Annotated in this window: 16 protein-coding genes; 5 read left to right on the top strand and 11 right to left on the bottom strand. The window is 63.0% G+C overall.

Translation table 11 applies throughout. The annotated features are described in order from the left end of the window. Positions 1 to 4 precede the first annotated feature (4 nt). Positions 5 to 1594 carry an MDR family MFS transporter gene (locus tag P3T24_RS00155; RefSeq protein ID WP_429408537.1) on the bottom strand — a complete coding sequence of 530 codons (1590 nt, stop codon included), beginning with the start codon at positions 1592 to 1594 and terminating at the stop codon, positions 5 to 7. A 19-nt stretch (positions 1595 to 1613) separates the two neighbouring features. Next, positions 1614 to 2735: an HlyD family secretion protein gene (locus tag P3T24_RS00150; protein ID WP_074266284.1), complete on the bottom strand. Its 1122-nt coding sequence runs from the start codon at positions 2733 to 2735 to the stop codon at positions 1614 to 1616. Positions 2736 to 2840: 105 nt separating this feature from the next. On the opposite strand from P3T24_RS00150, the gene P3T24_RS00145 reads away from it, so the two are divergent. After that, complete coding sequence (locus tag P3T24_RS00145; RefSeq protein ID WP_429431388.1) at positions 2841 to 3611, top strand: CerR family C-terminal domain-containing protein; 771 nt, start codon at positions 2841 to 2843, stop codon at positions 3609 to 3611. Here the strand turns inward: P3T24_RS00145 and P3T24_RS00140 are convergent. From P3T24_RS00140 to P3T24_RS00105, 8 genes are all read right to left on the bottom strand, one after another. Continuing rightward, positions 3552 to 4694 carry an NAD(P)/FAD-dependent oxidoreductase gene (locus tag P3T24_RS00140; RefSeq protein ID WP_429431385.1) on the bottom strand — a complete coding sequence of 381 codons (1143 nt, stop codon included), beginning with the start codon at positions 4692 to 4694 and terminating at the stop codon, positions 3552 to 3554. The genes P3T24_RS00145 and P3T24_RS00140 overlap by 60 nt on opposite strands. After that, the gene (locus P3T24_RS00135) at positions 4687 to 6081 is read right to left on the bottom strand and encodes an NAD(P)/FAD-dependent oxidoreductase (RefSeq protein ID WP_429431382.1); all 1395 of its coding nucleotides are present in this window, start codon (positions 6079 to 6081) and stop codon (positions 4687 to 4689) included. The genes P3T24_RS00140 and P3T24_RS00135 overlap by 8 nt, the downstream gene beginning before the upstream one ends. Beyond that, positions 6071 to 6445: a (2Fe-2S)-binding protein gene (locus tag P3T24_RS00130; protein ID WP_074266288.1), complete on the bottom strand. Its 375-nt coding sequence runs from the start codon at positions 6443 to 6445 to the stop codon at positions 6071 to 6073. Before P3T24_RS00130 ends, P3T24_RS00135 begins: the two co-directional genes overlap by 11 nt. A gap of 14 nt (positions 6446 to 6459) precedes the next feature. Further along, on the bottom strand, positions 6460 to 7599 hold the full coding sequence (locus tag P3T24_RS00125) for an NAD(P)/FAD-dependent oxidoreductase (protein WP_429431379.1): 1140 nt from the start codon (positions 7597 to 7599) through the stop codon (positions 6460 to 6462). Next, complete coding sequence (locus P3T24_RS00120; protein WP_429286083.1) at positions 7596 to 8393, bottom strand: ABC transporter permease; 798 nt, start codon at positions 8391 to 8393, stop codon at positions 7596 to 7598. Before P3T24_RS00120 ends, P3T24_RS00125 begins: the two co-directional genes overlap by 4 nt. Before the next feature lie 13 nt (positions 8394 to 8406). After that, positions 8407 to 9279: an ABC transporter permease gene (locus P3T24_RS00115; RefSeq protein ID WP_429431376.1), complete on the bottom strand. Its 873-nt coding sequence runs from the start codon at positions 9277 to 9279 to the stop codon at positions 8407 to 8409. Further along, the gene (locus P3T24_RS00110; RefSeq protein ID WP_429431373.1) at positions 9266 to 10336 is read right to left on the bottom strand and encodes an ABC transporter ATP-binding protein; all 1071 of its coding nucleotides are present in this window, start codon (positions 10334 to 10336) and stop codon (positions 9266 to 9268) included. The genes P3T24_RS00115 and P3T24_RS00110 overlap by 14 nt, the downstream gene beginning before the upstream one ends. A gap of 77 nt (positions 10337 to 10413) precedes the next feature. Next, entirely contained in the window at positions 10414 to 11481 is a 1068-nt protein-coding gene (locus P3T24_RS00105) for an ABC transporter substrate-binding protein (RefSeq protein WP_429431370.1), read from the bottom strand. Between the two features lie 137 nt (positions 11482 to 11618). On the opposite strand from P3T24_RS00105, the gene P3T24_RS00100 reads away from it, so the two are divergent. The 4 genes from P3T24_RS00100 to P3T24_RS00085 all read left to right on the top strand — a co-directional run bounded on the left by P3T24_RS00100 (position 11619) and on the right by P3T24_RS00085 (position 15580). Next, the gene (locus P3T24_RS00100; RefSeq protein ID WP_429286086.1) at positions 11619 to 12542 is read left to right on the top strand and encodes a LysR substrate-binding domain-containing protein; all 924 of its coding nucleotides are present in this window, start codon (positions 11619 to 11621) and stop codon (positions 12540 to 12542) included. Positions 12543 to 12636: 94 nt separating this feature from the next. After that, a complete protein-coding gene (locus tag P3T24_RS00095; protein WP_143787623.1) occupies positions 12637 to 13362 on the top strand; it encodes a GntR family transcriptional regulator in 726 nt (241 codons plus the stop codon). 75 nt (positions 13363 to 13437) lie between these two features. Further along, positions 13438 to 14691, top strand: a complete 1254-nt coding sequence (locus tag P3T24_RS00090; RefSeq protein ID WP_429431365.1) for an MFS transporter — start codon at positions 13438 to 13440, stop codon at positions 14689 to 14691. A 22-nt stretch (positions 14692 to 14713) separates the two neighbouring features. Further along, positions 14714 to 15580 (top strand): amidohydrolase family protein, encoded by an 867-nt coding sequence (locus P3T24_RS00085; RefSeq protein ID WP_429431362.1) that lies wholly within the window; start codon positions 14714 to 14716, stop codon positions 15578 to 15580. Here P3T24_RS00085 and P3T24_RS00080 read toward each other — a convergent pair. Continuing rightward, complete coding sequence (locus P3T24_RS00080) at positions 15577 to 16527, bottom strand: dihydrodipicolinate synthase family protein (RefSeq protein ID WP_429431359.1); 951 nt, start codon at positions 16525 to 16527, stop codon at positions 15577 to 15579. The two genes, P3T24_RS00085 and P3T24_RS00080, sit on opposite strands and share 4 nt — an antisense overlap. Positions 16528 to 16579: the final 52 nt, after the last annotated feature.

Below are 16579 nucleotides of genomic sequence, written 5' to 3'. Positions count from 1 at the left end.
GTTTTCAGTGTCCTGCCGACGGTGTGCCGGCAGCCGGCTTCTTCAGAAAGAATGCGAGCGGAATGCACAGCAGCAGAGCCACGCCAAGCACATAGAAGGTTTCGGAATAGGTAATGACCACCGCTTGCACCTGCATCTGCGCGGTAAGCTGGCCGATTGCCTGAAGCTTCGCGTAGGCCATGTCGCCGGTCTGCGCGAAGAAACTCGCTGCGCTAGCCGTTAGGTGCTCCTGCCCGATCAGCGAGTTGGCGCTTAAAGAATCGCGGATCACATCTTCGTGGAACGTGTTGCGGCGGTCGATGAACGTGCCCAGCAACGCGAGTCCGACCGAACCGCCCAGGTTACGCGCCATGTTGTAGAGACCCGCAGCGTCACCGGCTTCCTCGCGCGGTACGGCCGCCATCGACGCCTGGTTGAGCGGCATCATCGCCAGCACCTGGCCCACGCCGCGCAGCAGTTGCGACCACGTGAAGTCATGGCCGACGCTTTGTGCGGTGAGCGAGATGTCGAGCATGCAGCTCGCGGCAAAGCAGCAGAGCCCAGCGATCACCATCAGGCGCGTATCCACGCGGCCCATGAGACGAGGCAGCACCGGCATCAGCAGAAACGCGGGCACGCCGGAGATGAGCATCACGCCGCCCGACTGCTCCGCGTTGTAGCCCGATACGTTGCTCAGGAACTGTGGCAGCAGATACGACACGCAGTAAAGACCCGCGCCGACCGTGAACACAATGAAGATGACGCTCGCGTAGCGCGTATTCTTCAGCAACGTCAGACGCACGATGGGCTTCTTCGCCACGACCTGCGCAATCACCAGCAACAGGATGCCCACCACCGACACGACACTCAGCCACACGATCATCGACGATTCGAACCAGCGCTCACGCTGCCCTTCCTCGAGCACGACGGTCAGCGAACTAAGCCCCGCCGCGAGCCCGACAATGCCGAGCCAATCGGCCTTGATGAACTGCGACCAATCGGTGCGAGCGGTTTTAAGTCCCAGAAACAGCAGCACTACCAGTGCGCCGCCCACCGGAACGTTGACGAAGAAGCACCAGCTCCAGTCGATATTCTCCGCAAGCCAGCCGCCCACCACAGGACCGAGCAGCGGCCCGAGCAACACGATCAGGCCGAACATGGTCATGCCGATCGGCATCTGATGACGCGGCAGGCGCGTCGCCACAATCGTCTGCGCGGTCGGAATCATCGCGCCGCCCACAAAGCCCTGGCCGATCCGTCCCGCGATCATCTGCGGCAGGCTGTGCGAAACGCCGCACATGACCGAGAACAGCGTGAAGAGCGTCGCGTTGCCAAGCAGAAAATTTCGCAGTCCGAACACGCGCGTGAGCCACGCAGCAAGCGGGATCATCACGATTTCCGACATCAGGTAGCCGGTTGAAATCCACGTGCCTTCCGTGCCGGTCGCGCCGATTTGGCCTTGAATCTGCGGCAGCGCCGAATTTGTGATCGAGATGTCGAGCGTCGCCATCAAGGCGCCGAGCGCGCCGGCCGCTACGGCGATCCAGTCAGAGGCGGTGGCATTCGGCGGATGCGCCGGCTGCGCAGCGGATGCGTCTGCTCCGCTGCCCGGCATGCTTGCCGGCGTGCTGGAGTTAGCCACGTCCGTTTTCCCGTTCCATGCGCTCGGCGGTATCGCGGGCGCCGCGTGTGTCCACCTCCACGTTCACCGAGAGACCCGGCAGCAATACCTTGCGCGTTTCAGGACCGGCCGCGATGTGGATCTTCACCGGCACGCGCTGCACGATCTTCGTGAAGTTGCCGGTCGCGTTCTGCGCGGGCAACAACGCGAACTGTGAACCCGTGCCGGGCGAGAAGCTGTCCACGGTGCCGTGCAGATCTTCGCCCGGTAACGCGTCGACCCGGATCGTCGCCGGCTGACCAACCCGCATCAGGCCAATCTGCGTTTCCTTGAAATTGGCCGTCAGATACACGTCCTGCACCGGCACGATGGTCATCAGACGCGTGCCCGGCTGCACATACTGGCCGATGCGCACTGTGCGGTCGCCGACGCGACCCGCGATCGTGCTGCGTACCACGGTGTCCTGCTCGTCAAGCTGCGACTGTTGCGTGGAGGCGACGGCTGCGTCGAGTTGCGCATGAGCCTGCTGGATCTGCGCCTGCAGATTCGCGACCTGACGCTCGGCGACCTGCAGCGCTGCGGCGTCAGCGGCGCGCGTGGCAGTAGCCTGGCGAGCCGAGTTGCGCAGATCGGCCACACGTTCTTCGGTCTCTGCTCCCGTTGCGGCAAGCGGTTCGTAGCGCTTGACCTGGGCGAGCGCATGCGCCTCGTTCGACACCGCGCCGTCGAGTTGCGCCCGCGCCTCGCCGATGCTCGCCTGCTGCTGCGCCAGTTCGGCCTCGCCGCGCAGAATATCGGCCCGGCGCGCGGCCACGGTGGCGTTGGACTGTTCCAACGCCGCTTCGTACTGGCGGCTGTCGAGCCGCACCAGCGGCTGTCCGACCGCAACCGTCTGGTTGTCGCCAACCAACACTTCAGCCACGTACCCTGACACCTTGGGTGCAACAGTCATACTATCGGCTTGCAGGTAGGCGTCGTCGGTGCCCTGGATAAAGCGTCCCACCGTCCACCAGCGCACGCCCCACGCGGCCGCGGCGATCAGGGCGATCAGCCCGGCCGCCATGAGTAGCCGGCGTGTGGGGGAGCGGCGCGCGGGCGCAGCTCCAGCTTCGTTGACGGGAAGGGTGGCCGACATGACGACTCCAGATTTTTTCCAATTGATATAATTATTCCAGTTGGCACATTTCTGTCAATTGATATATTTTTGCTTCACTTACAAAAGCTTCTGAGGATCCAACGGATGTCCCCTGCCCCGAGACATCGCCACGCAATCGATGGCGGCTACCAGCGCGGCGAAGAAACCCGCGCACGCATCGTCGACGCGGCGCTCGCCCTATTCGGCGAATATGGCTTCGACGGCGCCTCGACGCGCGACATCGCCGAGCGCGCGGGCGTCAACGCACCGGCCATCGGCTATTACTTCGACAATAAGGAAGGGGTCTACCTGGCGTGCATCGAGCACATCGTCTCGCGGGTCTGGGCACAGATCCTCGAACCCGTAGAAGCAGCCGAGAAAGCGCTGGCGAACAATGTCGACGACGACGGGCTGATCGAAGCGTTCTGCGCGATCCAGGCAAGCATTGCCCAGTTCATGTTCACCTCGACCGAATCGGACGACTGGCGCCTGTTCATGGCGCGTGAGCAAGCCGGCCACGGTCCGTCATCGGGATTCGAGCTGATCGACAAGAAGATCAGTTGCCGCCTGACCAATATCAGCGCGACGATCGTCGGACGCCTGCTTGGACGTCCTGCAGATGATGAAGAGACGCTGATTCGCACGCTAACGCTCAACGGACCGGTCGTCGCGTTTCACATCCACGGGCGCAAATCGCTGAGAGTGCTGGGATGGGACGCTGTGGACGCAACCAGGCTCGCGTCGCTGATGCGCATCATCAAGGAGCAAACGGTCACGCTCATGCGAAGCATGACCGCGTTGAGAGACAGGCAGCCTTCAGGTGCAGCCAAGGCGGCCGGCGTCAAAGCGATCAATAGCAAACGCGTCCAGCGGTAACGACGGAACGCCGTCCAGCACCAGTTCCGACACCAGCTTGCCGCAGCCGGGGCCAAGCTGAAAACCGCTGCCACAGTATCCGAACGAGTAAGTCAGATTCGACGCCTTGCGGCTCGGTGAAATCACCGGCAGCGAATCCTCGGTAAATGCTTCCACCCCGGCCCACGCGCGATTGACGCCGAGGTGGCGCAGATGCGGAAACAGGTCGACCACGGTATGCGCGCTTCTTACGAGGCGCGCGAAGTCCACTTCGCCATGACGTCCCGGCAAATCCGCGATCCCGATCAGCTTGCCGCCGATCACGACCGTGCCATTATCGAACTGCTTGAACGACAAGGGCCTTCCCGTCGCGCCAAGCGTCGCCCGGCAGAATGGCGCAACGCGGTGCGTCACCATCAGCATCAGCCCTTCCGGATGCACCGGCACGGGCTCGCCAACTTGCCTCGCAAGCTCACCTGACCAGGCCCCTGCCGTGATCACCAGATGCTCCGCTGAAAAGAGGCCAGCGGGTGTGTGTGCGTACCAGCGCGTGCCACGCTGTTCGATCCGCTTGACGGGCGTACCTTCATGAAAGACCGCAGCGCGTGCCTGCGCTGCGTGACGAAACGCCATGGTGGCGCGGTACGGTAACGCATAGCCATCGCGTTCGACCCAGATCGCACCGGTCACATGCGGCGCGAGCGCCGGCTCCAGTTCGCGGACAGTCGCGCGGTCGATGATCTTTTCGTGAGTAAAGCCCTGCGCCTCGAGCGACGCAACGCGAGCGCGACACTCGTCGAGCTCGGCCTCGCTTTCGGCGATTTTCATCTGCCCCGAGGGCACGAAACCGGCGTCATCGCCGATGGTCGCGACGATGTTGTGCCAGATCTCGCGTGACATCAGCGCCAGCGGGATTTCCGGCAACGGCCGGCCGAGCGTGCGCACACCGCCCGCATTGACACCCGACGCATGACGGCCAACGTAATCCGCTTCGAGCACCGTGACACGCACGCCACGGCTCGCCAGATGAAATGCACTGCTCGAACCGTGCAGCCCGCCTCCAACCACCAGCACATCGGCTTCGCTGACCACGGCGCTATTCACCGGCGAGTTCTCCGAGCGTGAGCGGTTTGATCGGCGGACGGATACGGTAATAGCCGACCGTGGCCGGCGACACCTTGCGTGCCTCGGCGATCACTTCGGTCACGGTCAGCCCGCACAGACGCCCCTGGCACGGGCCCATCCCACAGCGGCCAAACGACTTGGCCTGATTCGGGCCCTGACAGCCGAGTTCCACGAAGCGACGCACGTCGCCAGCCGTCACCTCTTCGCAGCGGCACACCTGCACGTCGTCCTGCGGCACGCGGTTCTCATCGCGCGGGCGGTACAAGGTATCGAGGAACGGACGGATACGCTTCACTTCCGCGAGGCGCCGCAACAACGGCGCCGCGTTATGGTTACGCGTCGTCTGATCGAGCGCGCCCAATTGCGCGGCAATCGCCAGCGCGCTCAGTTCGCCTTGCGCCTCGGCCGCTTGCGCGCCGGCGATCCCGCCACCGTCGCCTGCGACGAAGATACCGGCGACATCGAGCTCGCCCCATGCATCGGTCTGCGGCGTGAAGCACAATTGCGCGTCATCCCAATGATGCGTTGCGCGCAGCGACCAGCTGAACTGCGTGTTCGGCACGACGCCCTGATGCAACAGGAAAACGCTGGCCTCGATCCGTTGCGGCACGCCGCGCACTGAGAAGCTCAACGCGTGCGCCCGGTCGGTGCCATCATCACCCGGCGCGCCTTCGATGCGAAGATCGTCGGCACCCTCGTGAATCGGCACACCCGCTTCGCGCAGCGCGCGGAGCAGTTGCAAGCCCTTGGCCAGATACGGCCACGCCCGCAACGCCGAGATCATGTGACGCTTGGCACGCCAGCGGTCCTCATGACGCGTGGTGTCGACCAGCGCGCGAATCGGCACGCCCGCTCGCACGTATTGCCAACCGAGCAGATAGAGCAACGGCCCACAACCGACCAGCACCGGTGGCTCCGCCGGCACCTCGCCGGCGCTCTTCAGCAGGATCTGCGCGGCGCCGGCGGCCAGCACACCCGGCAGCGTCCAGCCCGGTATCGGGAAGGGCCGCTCCAGCGCGCCAGTTGCAAGCACGACACGCTTCGCCTCGAAGCTCCCGGTTTTTCCATCCTTCAGATAATGCACGGAGCGCTCGCGCGTGACTTGCCAGACCGAGGCGTTCGGCTCATAACGCGCGCCGCTGCGCGCAAAGGCTTCCGCCAGCGCCGCGCCTGTGACGTAGTCCGGCCCAAGGATCTCGCGACGCTGCGCATCGCTGCGCTCGATCGCCCGATAGATCTGTCCTCCGACCGTCTCCTGCTCGTCGAGCAGCACTACCGACAGGCCCGCTCCCGCAGCCCGCGTCGCCGCAGCGAGCCCCGCAGGCCCGGCGCCGATCACCGCGACATCGACCGGTTCAACGAGCATCGGAATTCTCCTTGATGGATTGCGATGACGCCGGATCGGCGCTAAACGGCAAGTCGCGCGCGCCCTCCTGCGAGTGGATCCGCATGCCGTCCTGTACCGTCACCAGGCAGCTTTGCCGGCTCGGCACGCCATCGATTTCGACGAGACATTCGAAGCACGCGCCCATCATGCAATACGGCGCACGCGGCGCACCGGTAACCGGCGTAGCGCGAAAGCGCTGCACGCCGGCAGCGAGCAGCGCGGCCGCCACTGAGCGAGCGCCTGGCACCTCAAGCGGTTCATCGTTGAACCAGATATGGACGGTGGCCTCTGCGACGGCAGGCGCAAGCGGGGCAAGCACCCTGAAAAGCGGTTTGGAAGTCATATCAGCGTCGTGTATCAAGCATGACTAAGGATTTTCGCAGGCGAAAGGAACCGGCCACCGGGAAACGCGCCGAGCTCGTCAGGTATCGCGCCGCCCACGACCCAAGGGGCAATGCGTAGCGCGTGGGCGGCAGCCAGCGTCACGCCGCTGTGACAGGTGACAACAAACGCTCCCGGATACTGCGACGACTGCTCGTAGATCGGGAAGCTATCCGGGCTATACACGCGCAACGCCGCCCACATGCGCACCAAACGGACATCTTTCAGAAACGGAAAAGCTCTCACGCCGCGACGCGCGATTTTCGATAGCACATCGGTCGTCGTGAAGTCGTTGAAGCCGACCTCTTCCATCGAATCGCCCAGTTGCACAGAGCCCTCGTCGGTCTGCCGTACGTTGATCGTCGGATGATGCAGAAAAGGCGCGACGCGCTCGCTGACCAGTATCTGACCGCGATTCGGTTTCACCGGCGCATGCAGCCCGACCTGTGGCGCCAACGAGCTGTTGCCGAGGCCTGCAGCCAGCACGATCCGCGGCGCACGCCACACACCGTTGCGTCCATGCGCGGCGAAGCCGCCCTCCTCCGGCGCAATGCGGCCGATCTGGCTGTTCCCGACCAGCGTCACGCCGCGCCGTTGCATCGCATCGTGCAACGCGCGCAACAGCTTGAGCGGATTCACGTGGCCGTCCATCGGCGTGTAGCTCGCGCCGATCACCTCGGGTCCGATTGCAGGCAAACGCTCACGCAGTTCTTTGGCATCGAGCAGTTGATAGGGGTAATCGCCGCCTAACTCCGCCTTCAATATGCCGAGGCGCTTGTTGCGTTCGGCCAGTTCCTCGTCCGAGAAGCAGATGTGAAAGCCGCCCGGCTGCCGCAACGCTACGTCGATGCCGGTGTCCTCCAGCAACGCTGCCGCAAGCGCCGGCCAGCGGTCAGCCGAGCTGCGTGTCCAGCGCGCATATGGCGACAGGCCATAGCCTTTGCCTTGCACCCACACCAGACCGAAGTTGCCGCGCGAAGCGCGAAAGCCGCCGTCGCCTTCATCGAGCACGGTTACCTTTGCACCTTCTCTGGCAAGTCCATACGCCACCGCCGTACCGACCAGCCCGCCGCCTACCACCAGCACGTCGGGACTTTCGGCTACATCAACTGTCATCGTGTTTCTCCGATCAGGACGCGGTCCAGGCCGACCATCCGGTCCAGCACCAGCATCAGGACAACCGTGCCGGCGATCAACACCGTCGATACGGACGCCACCAAAGGATCGATCGTTTGCGCGATCTGGTTATACATCGCGACGGGCAACGTGGTCGTGCCCGGCGTCGCGACAAAAATAGTCATGGTCAATTCGTCGAAGCTTTGAATGAAGGACAACACCCAGCCGCCGACCACGCCCGTACGGATCATCGGCAGCACGACGCGGCGAAACGCGGTGAAGCGGCTCGCGCCGCACGATAGCGCGGCACGCTCAGCGTCGCGATCGAGCCCGACTGCCGACGACAACGCGAGCCGCAGTGCATACGGCACCACGATGATCACGTGAGTCGCACACAGCGCCCAGAACGATCCGCCGAGTCCGAGCAGGCTCAGAAAACGCAGGAACGCGATACCAAGCACGACGGCGGGAATCATCATCGGCGAAAGGAAAAAGCCGGTGAGTGCGCCGCGCCCCGGAAAGCGATAACGTGCGATCGCGAGAGCCGCCGGCACCGCGAGCGCGACGCCGAGCGTCGCCGCCACCAGCGCAAGCCGTACGGACAGCCAGAATGCGTCGACGATGTCCTCGTTCTCGAGGATCGCTCTGAACCAGCGCAGCGATGCGCCATCGAACGGCATCGAGATATAACCTTTGTCGGTGAACGACACCGCGACCACCACGACGAGCGGCGCAAGGATAAACGCGAGAAACAGCGCGTTGAACAGGAGACCCCAGAATCCGTTTTGTTTCATGGCGTCCTCCCCATCAATCGAAGATGTGCTTGAAACGACGTTCGGCGAGCCGGCTGCAGCCCATCACGATCGCCACGTTGGCGATCAGCAGCAACACAGCGATCGTCGCGCCAAGCGGCCAGTTGAGCGTGCCGAGGAATTCGTCGTAGGCCGCCGTTGCAACCACCTTTAGTCGCCGGCCGCCAATGAGCGCAGGCGTGGCGAACGCCGAGGCAGATAACGCAAATACGATGATCGAACCCGATAGCACGCCTGGCAGGATCTGCGGCAGCACGACTCGCCGGAATACTCGCACCGGCGACCCGCCAAGCGACAGGCCCGCCCATTCGACCTGCGGATCGAGCTTTTGCAGCGTTGCCCACACCGACATCACCATAAAGGGCACCAGTACGTGGGTGAGTGCAATCACTACACCGGTCATGGTGAAGACAAGACGGATCGGCTCGGAGGTGAAATGCAGCGCCTGCAGTGCGTTGTTAAGCACTCCGTTGTTGCCGAGCAGGATCTGCCAGCCCAGCGTGCGTACCACCACCGAGATCAGCAACGGGCCGAGCACGATCAGCAGGCACACCGACTGCCACGGCCGCTTCATGCGCGCGAGCACGATCGTCTCGGGCACGCCGAGCACAATGCACAGCGCAGTCACCGCGAAGGCGAGTCCGGCAGTGCGGGCGAAGATTGCGCCGTAGTAGGGATCGGTGACTACCTTTAAGTAATTCGACAACGTATAAGCCGCAAGCGTGCCTTGGCTGTCACTAAAGGCATGGAACGATAGCACCAGGGTCAGCATGAGCGGTACCAGCAGCAAGCCGCCAAACAACAGCAGCGCCGGCCCGGACAAAAGCCACGGCGCCGCGCCCGCGCGATCGTGGTCAAGAGTGGCCATCGGGCTTCTCCTTCTCGAGCATGCGCAGGTCGTCATCGGACCACGCAAGACCGACGTGCTGGCCTTCTTCTGGCGGTGGCGCACCGAAGTTAGGCTGCGCCACGCTCAGGCGTCCGATGCCGGTGTCGACCTGCAGCAGCCACTGGTTGCCGACGAACACCCGCGTCGTGATGCGGCCGCTCGCGCGCGCATCCACCTCTGCCAGACGAACCTTTTCCGGGCGGATATACACGTTGACATCGCCTTGTGCAGGGCGCCCTTCATGCGGCACCCTGAGCGTAGTACCCGCCACATCCACTTCGGCGCAGCGTCCATTGCGGCGTACGACGGCTCCCGACAACAGGTTGGTCTTGCCGAGGAAGGTCGATGCAAAAGCCGTCTTCGGCCGTTCGTACGCTTCGAATGGCGTGCTCAGTTGCGCGATCGTGCCACGATGCATGACCGCGATGCGATCGCTCATCGTCATCGCCTCGACCTGGTCATGCGTCACAAGGATCGTCGTGATGCCGAGGCGCTTCTGGATGGCGCGCAGTTCGATATGCATCTCCTCGCGCAGCTTGGCGTCGAGGTTCGACATCGGTTCGTCCAGCAACAGCAGTTCGGGACGCATCGCCAGCGCGCGCGCAATGGCCACACGTTGCCGTTGACCGCCCGACAGCTCGTTCGGATAGCGACTGCCCAGGCCGTTCAGACGCACGAGTTCGAGCACTTCGGCCACGCGTTCGGCACGCGCCGCGCGCTTCATATTGCGCATTTCCAGGCCGAAGCCGACATTGCCCTCAACCGTCATGTGTGGAAACAGCGCATAGCTTTGAAATACGACACCCATGCCGCGCTTTTCGGGCCGCTCGTGTGTGATGTCACGTCCATCGAGCCTGATCGTACCGGTGCTCGGCGTGATGAACCCGGCTACCATCTGAAGGGTCGTGGTCTTGCCGCAACCGGACGGTCCAAGCAGCGACAGGAACTCACCTCGCTCCACTTCAAGGTCGATCTGCTCGATCGCAGTGAAGTCGCCGTAGCGCTTCGATATGCCTTTGAGTGTCAGGAAACTCATGTGCGTCCCTGTGAGGGTAGCGATGGGCCGAACAAGCGGCGCGGCAGCCGCAGGTCCACTCGGCAGCGCTTAAGGACTCAACGCTCGACGCTGCGATTCCAGCGCTCGGTCCATTCCGCGCGATGCTGATTGATGGTCGTCCAGTCGACGGCGATCAGCTTCGCCACCTGATCTGGACCATACGGTACGCGTGCCGCGACTTCCGGTGCCAGCTTGACGGTCTTGTTGACCGGACCGAGCCCTATCGCCTTGGCCTGGATAGCCTGCACTTCCGGACTCAACAGATACTGGATGAATTGCTGCGACAATTCGGGCTGCGCGTTTTCGGCCACCACGCAAGCCGCGACCTGCAGCGCGACACCGCCTTCCTTCGGATAGAAGAACTTTAGCGGAAAGCCCGTGTTCTGCAACGCAACCGCGCGGCCGCTACCGTAGGGTGCGAGAATCACGTCGCCGTTCTGCATCAGGCCGTCCATTTCGCCTGGCGTCGGCGCCCACGACAGCACATCCGGCGCGACCTGGTTTGTCATCGCGGCGAAGCCTGGATCGATGTTCTTTTCGCCGCCGCCATTTAGCCGCGCGAGCATCACGAGCGCGTGCAAGCCGTACGTGTTGGTGATCGGCGGCATGCCAAGCTTGCCCTTCAGACGCTTGTCGGTCAACACGGTCCAGGAATCCGGCGCGGGCAGGCCCATCTTCTTGAAGGCTTCCTCGTTATAGCCGATCCCCGTCGCCACCATGCCGACGCCCACCGCAGTCGGGCCGAGGTGCGCGAGCGGATACAGGTCGTTCATGACCGGGGCGTCTGCGATTTTCGAGCACAGGCCCATCTGCATGGCCTGGTACATCGGACCGTCGTCCATGACAGCGACGTTGATCTGCTCATGGCCCTTCTGCGCCTGCAGCTTCGCCAGCGTGTCGCTCGAATTGCCCGCCACGTAGACGATCTTGACGTTGTGCGCCTTCTCGAACGCCGGGATGATCGTCTGCCGGTACATCTGCTCGTTCGAACCGCCGACGTTGGCCACGTAAAGCGTGGTGTCGGCCTGCGCCACCAGCGGCCCGCACAACACACCGGCAATGCCGAGTGCGGCCAGCAGCAAACGGACAGATAGCGGACGAGGGTTTCGCTGCGGGTATCGCATGGGCTGGTCTCCAGTCAATGTGCTGCCGGGCACTTGCGGGAATACATGTGAGTTGAAAAGATTCTGTCGGGCAAAATGCATAACGTCCAATACGAATAAAATAACAATCCATACCAATCTGATATGGGTTGCGCACGATGAATCTGAAGCACATTGAAGCGTTTCGGGCGGTCATGCTGGCGGGATCCATGACCGCAGCAGCAAAGGAGTTGTTCACTTCGCAACCGAACATCAGCCGGCTCATCACGCAGCTAGAACGCGAAACCGGGCTGCTGTTGTTCCAGCGCAGCGGCGTCAGACTGATCCCCACTAGCGAAGGCAACGCTTTCTTTCGCGAGGTGGAGCGCGCTTATGTCGGGCTTCAGGGACTGACCAACGCGGCCGCGCAGATCAAGAACCTGGGCAGCGGGCGCCTGCGCATCGCAGCCATGCCTTCCGCGGGTCTGACGCTGGTGCCGCATGTCATCAAACGCTTTCAGGAATTGCGGCCGGAAGTCACCGTGTCGCTTCACGTGAATACCTCGGGGACGGTCAATCACTGGACCTCCTCGCAGTTCTGCGATCTGGGCGTAGCGGTCTACAAGAGCGAAGCGTCCACCTGCGAAGTGGAACTGTTGTCGGAAGCCGCAGCGGTTTGCGTGCTGCCGGCCGGCCATCGTCTGACGAAGAAGTCCGTGCTGAAGGCCGAGGACTTTCAGGGCGAAGCGTTCATCTCCCTCTGTCATGGCGACGGCACCCGGACGCAAATGGACGAGGCCTTCGAACGCGCCGGAGTCCAACGGGTACTCGCCATCGAAGCGCAGTATTCGGCGATCTGCTGCGAGATGGTGCGTTGCGGGATGGGCGTAACGCTGGCGCACCCCATCGTCGCGCGCGACTTCGCGGGGCCCGGCATCGAGATCCGGCCATTCAAGCCCGCGGTGCTGTTTCCCACCTATCTGCTGTATCCGCCGCATCAGCCGCGCGATCGCCTGACGCTCGAGTTCGTCCAGTTACTGCGCAAGGAGCACCAGGACCTGCTGGACAGTTTTGAAAAGCCGCGCCGTCCGAGCCGGCGTTAAAAGCTTGATATAGCGGCCGTTCAGGGAAAACCCCGATCCTCATCCGAGGCGATTCATATAAACATATATATGAATTTTACCTAGCCATCGGACCTTGAAGATCTTGGACGACCGCATTCCCCGCTATCACCGCCTGCGCGACCAGTTGGCCGCCCGCATTGCCGCGCTTGAATGGCAGCCTCAAGACCCGTTGCCGACCGAACAGGAACTGGCGCTCGCCTATGGCCTCGCAGTCGGCACGGTACGCAAGGCGGTCGACCTGCTTGAGCGTGAAGGACTGGTCGAACGCTTCCAGGGACGCGGCACCTTCGTGCGCCGCGCCGCCTTCGACCGTTCGTTGTTCCGCTTCTTCCGCTTTCACTCGCCCTCGGGTGAGCGACGCGTCCCTGAGAGCCGCATTCTCGAGCGCGCCGTGATGCGCGCGCCCAAAGCGGTCGTGGCGAGATTCAGCCTCAAAACGGGCGCCAAAGCGATCCGGCTGGCGCGCTTGCGGCTGATCGACGACCAGCCGATCGTGGCCGAGCAGATCTGGTTGCCGTATGAACCGTTCGTTGCGCTGGCCGACTGCCCGATCGAAGAGTTCGGTCCGCTGCTCTATCCATTCTATGAACAGCGCTGCGCCCGCGTGGTGGCGCGCGCCGACGAACGATTGACGGTAGAGACCGCCAATGAAGAGGATGTCGCCACGCTGCGAGTGGCGGCACACAGTCCGATCGTCGTGATCGAACGGGTTGCCTTCGGTTACGACGGCGCACCGCTCGAATGGCGTCTTTCGCGAGGCGCCGCGCAACACTTTGCGTACGACATAGAGATTCGCTGAGCGGCGCGTCGTCACGCATTTTTGGGGTTTAACACGCAGCATCGTCGACGCCGGCATACGGCGCGTGGAGTCCAGATGTTTTCCTGGTATGGCGAAGTATCGAAGAACGAGCGGCGCACGTTCTGGGCCTGTTTCGGCGGCTGGGCGCTCGATGCGCTCGACGTGCAGATGTTCAGCCTCGTGATTCCTGCGATCATCGCCGAATGGGGCATCAGCAAGACCCAGGCGGGGCTTGTTAGCGGCGTCACGCTGGTTGCGTCGGCGCTGGGCGGCTGGATTTGCGGGGCGGCAGCGGATCGCTACGGTCGCGTGCGCACTTTGCAGGTCACGGTGGCCTGGTTTTCAGTTTTCACGCTGCTATCCGCGTTTGCACAAAATTTTCCGCAGTTCATCGTGCTGAAGGCTCTGCAAGGTTTTGGCTTTGGCGGCGAGTGGGCAGCCGGCGCAGTGCTGATGGCCGAGACCATCAGCAACCGGCATCGCGGCAAGGCAATGGGCGCTGTGCAAAGCGCATGGGCCGTGGGCTGGGCCGCAGCGGTGCTGCTCTATGCAGGGGTGTTCTCGTTCCTGTCGCCCGCGCTCGGCTGGCGTGTGATGTTCGGTATCGGTATCCTGCCGGCGCTGTTGATCATCTACGTGCGGCGCAACCTCAAGGAGCCCGTTGCCGCCGCGAAGAAGGGCGCGCAGGAAGGTAAGCCTGGCTCCGCCGAACGCGTTCCGTTGCTCTCGATCTTCGCGCCGGATGTGCTGCGCATGACGCTGATCGGCGGCCTGCTCGGCGTCGGCGCACATGGCGGCTATTCCGCATTGACCACCTGGTTGCCCACCTTTCTGAAGACCGAGCGGCATCTCTCCGTGCTCGGCACCGGCGGCTATCTCGCGGTCATCATCCTCGCGTTCTTTTTCGGCTGTCTGGCAGCGTCGGTGTTGCTCGATGCCATCGGCCGCCGCCAGACCATCCTGCTGTTTTCGGTCTGCTGCGTGGCGACGGTGATCCTGTACGTCTTCCTGCCGATGTCGAATCAGGCCATGCTCGCCTTAGGCTTTCCGCTCGGTTTCTTCGCTGCAGGAATTCCCGCGAGCATGGGCGCGCTCTTCAACGAGCTCTATCCGCGTGGCACGCGCGGTACAGGTGTCGGCTTCTGCTATAACTTCGGACGAGTGGTCTCGGCCGGCTTCCCGGTCATGGTCGGACATCTTGCCGGTCAGTTTTCTCTGGGCTTCGCGATCGGTATCGATGCTGCGATCGCTTACGCAATCGTTGCGGTTTCGATCCTCATGCTGCCGGAAACGCGCGGTCGTACACTAGACGAAGAGCCTGCAGCCTGATTTGAGTGTCACGAATTCACGAATGACTGCTTCCAACGGTACATCCGTCCTCCACGCTACTACGTTGCCCATCACGGGCATCGACGGTCACGCGCACGTGTTCGTGCACGGCTTGCCGCTCGTATCAGGCCGACGCTATGCGCCAGCCTACGAGGCCACGCTCGAAGACTATCGCGCGATGCTCGCGAGCCTGGGCTTATCGCACGGTGTTCTGGTTCAACCAAGTTTTCTCGGCACCGACAACAGCTTTCTACTTGCGTGCCTCGACGCGCATCCCGAACAGTTACGCGGCATCGTCGTAGTGGATCCAGCGCGCGATATCGCGCAGATCGAGGCGTGGCACGCGCGCGGCGTGGTCGGCGTGCGTGCCAATCTGATCGGCACCGCATTGCCCGACTTTGGCGATACGGTATGGGCACCGTTTCTCGAGCGCATGGCGGACCTGGACTGGCATTTCGAGGTGCAGATCGAAGCAGCACGTCTTTCCGCGATTGCGGCGGCCGTGCTTGCCAGCGGCGTGCATATGGTGGTCGATCATTTTGGCCGCTTCGATCCGGCGCTTGGCACCGGTGACCCCGGCTTCGCCACCCTGCTCTCGCTCGGCCCGACGCGACAGGTGTGGGTGAAAGTATCGGGTGCGTATCGCGTGAGCCCCGAGCGCGATGATCCGGCTGCGGCATTGGCGGCAGCAGTCAGCGCGTGGCCCGCGCTGGTTCGTGAATTCGGCGTCGACCGTCTCGTGTGGGGCACCGACTGGCCGCATACGCAATTCGAAGACGTGCAGAACGCCCGGCTGACTCGCGATCAACTCGAATCCTTCGTGGATCAGCCGGATCAGTTACGCGCCGTGCTGGTCGATACGCCCGCGTCGCTGTTCCAGTTCCGCTAACGCACCGCAGCGATCCGCGCGCGGAAGTGCTCGGTGCCGGCAACGATCTTGTCGAGCACCGCGTCGAGTGCCCAGAAGCGTTCGCGCACGTCGTAGTCGATCACGCGGCAGCGAATCGAGTTGAATGTGCCGATACGCTGATGGTAGATCTTCGCGAGCGCAGGGTAGCCGAGCGCCTCCGACACTGCCGCAATCACCAGAAACGTCGACAATTCTTCCGCTAGCGCCGGATCGCGAGCACTCTCGCTGCGCAGCCATTGGTAAAGATCCGGATGAAAGTTGGTGAATACGCCGTTGAAGCCTGCTGAGCCGGCCTTCATCGCATCCCACGCGATCGCGGCATTCGCATTCAGTATCTTCAGCGGGGAACCCTCGGCCAACGCGACACGCCGCTTCACGGTGTACAGATCGCAACTGACATCCTTAAGCATGACGAAGCGACCGGTGTCGATACAGGCCTTCAGTTCCTCGTCGGAAAGCAGCCGCCGATACGGCGCAGGGCACTCGTATAACCCAAGCGGCAGATCGGACGGCAAACGCTGCAGCAGGCGCCGCAGATTCGTCAGAAAGGTGGCCGTGCCCTCACGCTTCGGATCCAGTCGATTCGTGACCAGCACCACCCCTTGCGCCCCCGATGCCGCCGCAGCCAGCAGTTCTTCAGCCTGCGCATCCGGATCGTCGCTGATATGGCCGGACGCGACCACGGGCACCCGCCCCGCCACCTTGTCCACCACAAAGCGCGCGAGCGCGGCCCGCTCCGCGAGGCTGAGAAACTGCATCTCGCTCGACTGCGCGACTGCGAACAACGCATCCGAGCCATGCTCGAGATACCACTCGATCAGTCGCTCGAGTCCGCCGTAGTCGATCGCACCGCTCTCGTCGAACGGCGTCAGCATCACGGGAACAATGCCCTCGATAACACCTGCGGGCTTCGATGTATCACCCATCAACCTCTCCTCAAAGATACTGTTTTAATTGCGACTCGCAACGCGTGTCACG

It is taken from the genome of Paraburkholderia sp. GAS33, from assembly GCF_050436645.1.
Classification (GTDB): domain Bacteria; phylum Pseudomonadota; class Gammaproteobacteria; order Burkholderiales; family Burkholderiaceae; genus Paraburkholderia; species Paraburkholderia phenazinium_B.
The sequence above is the reverse complement of the archived record's forward strand: the minus strand, read 5'-3'. Positions and strand labels throughout refer to the sequence as shown.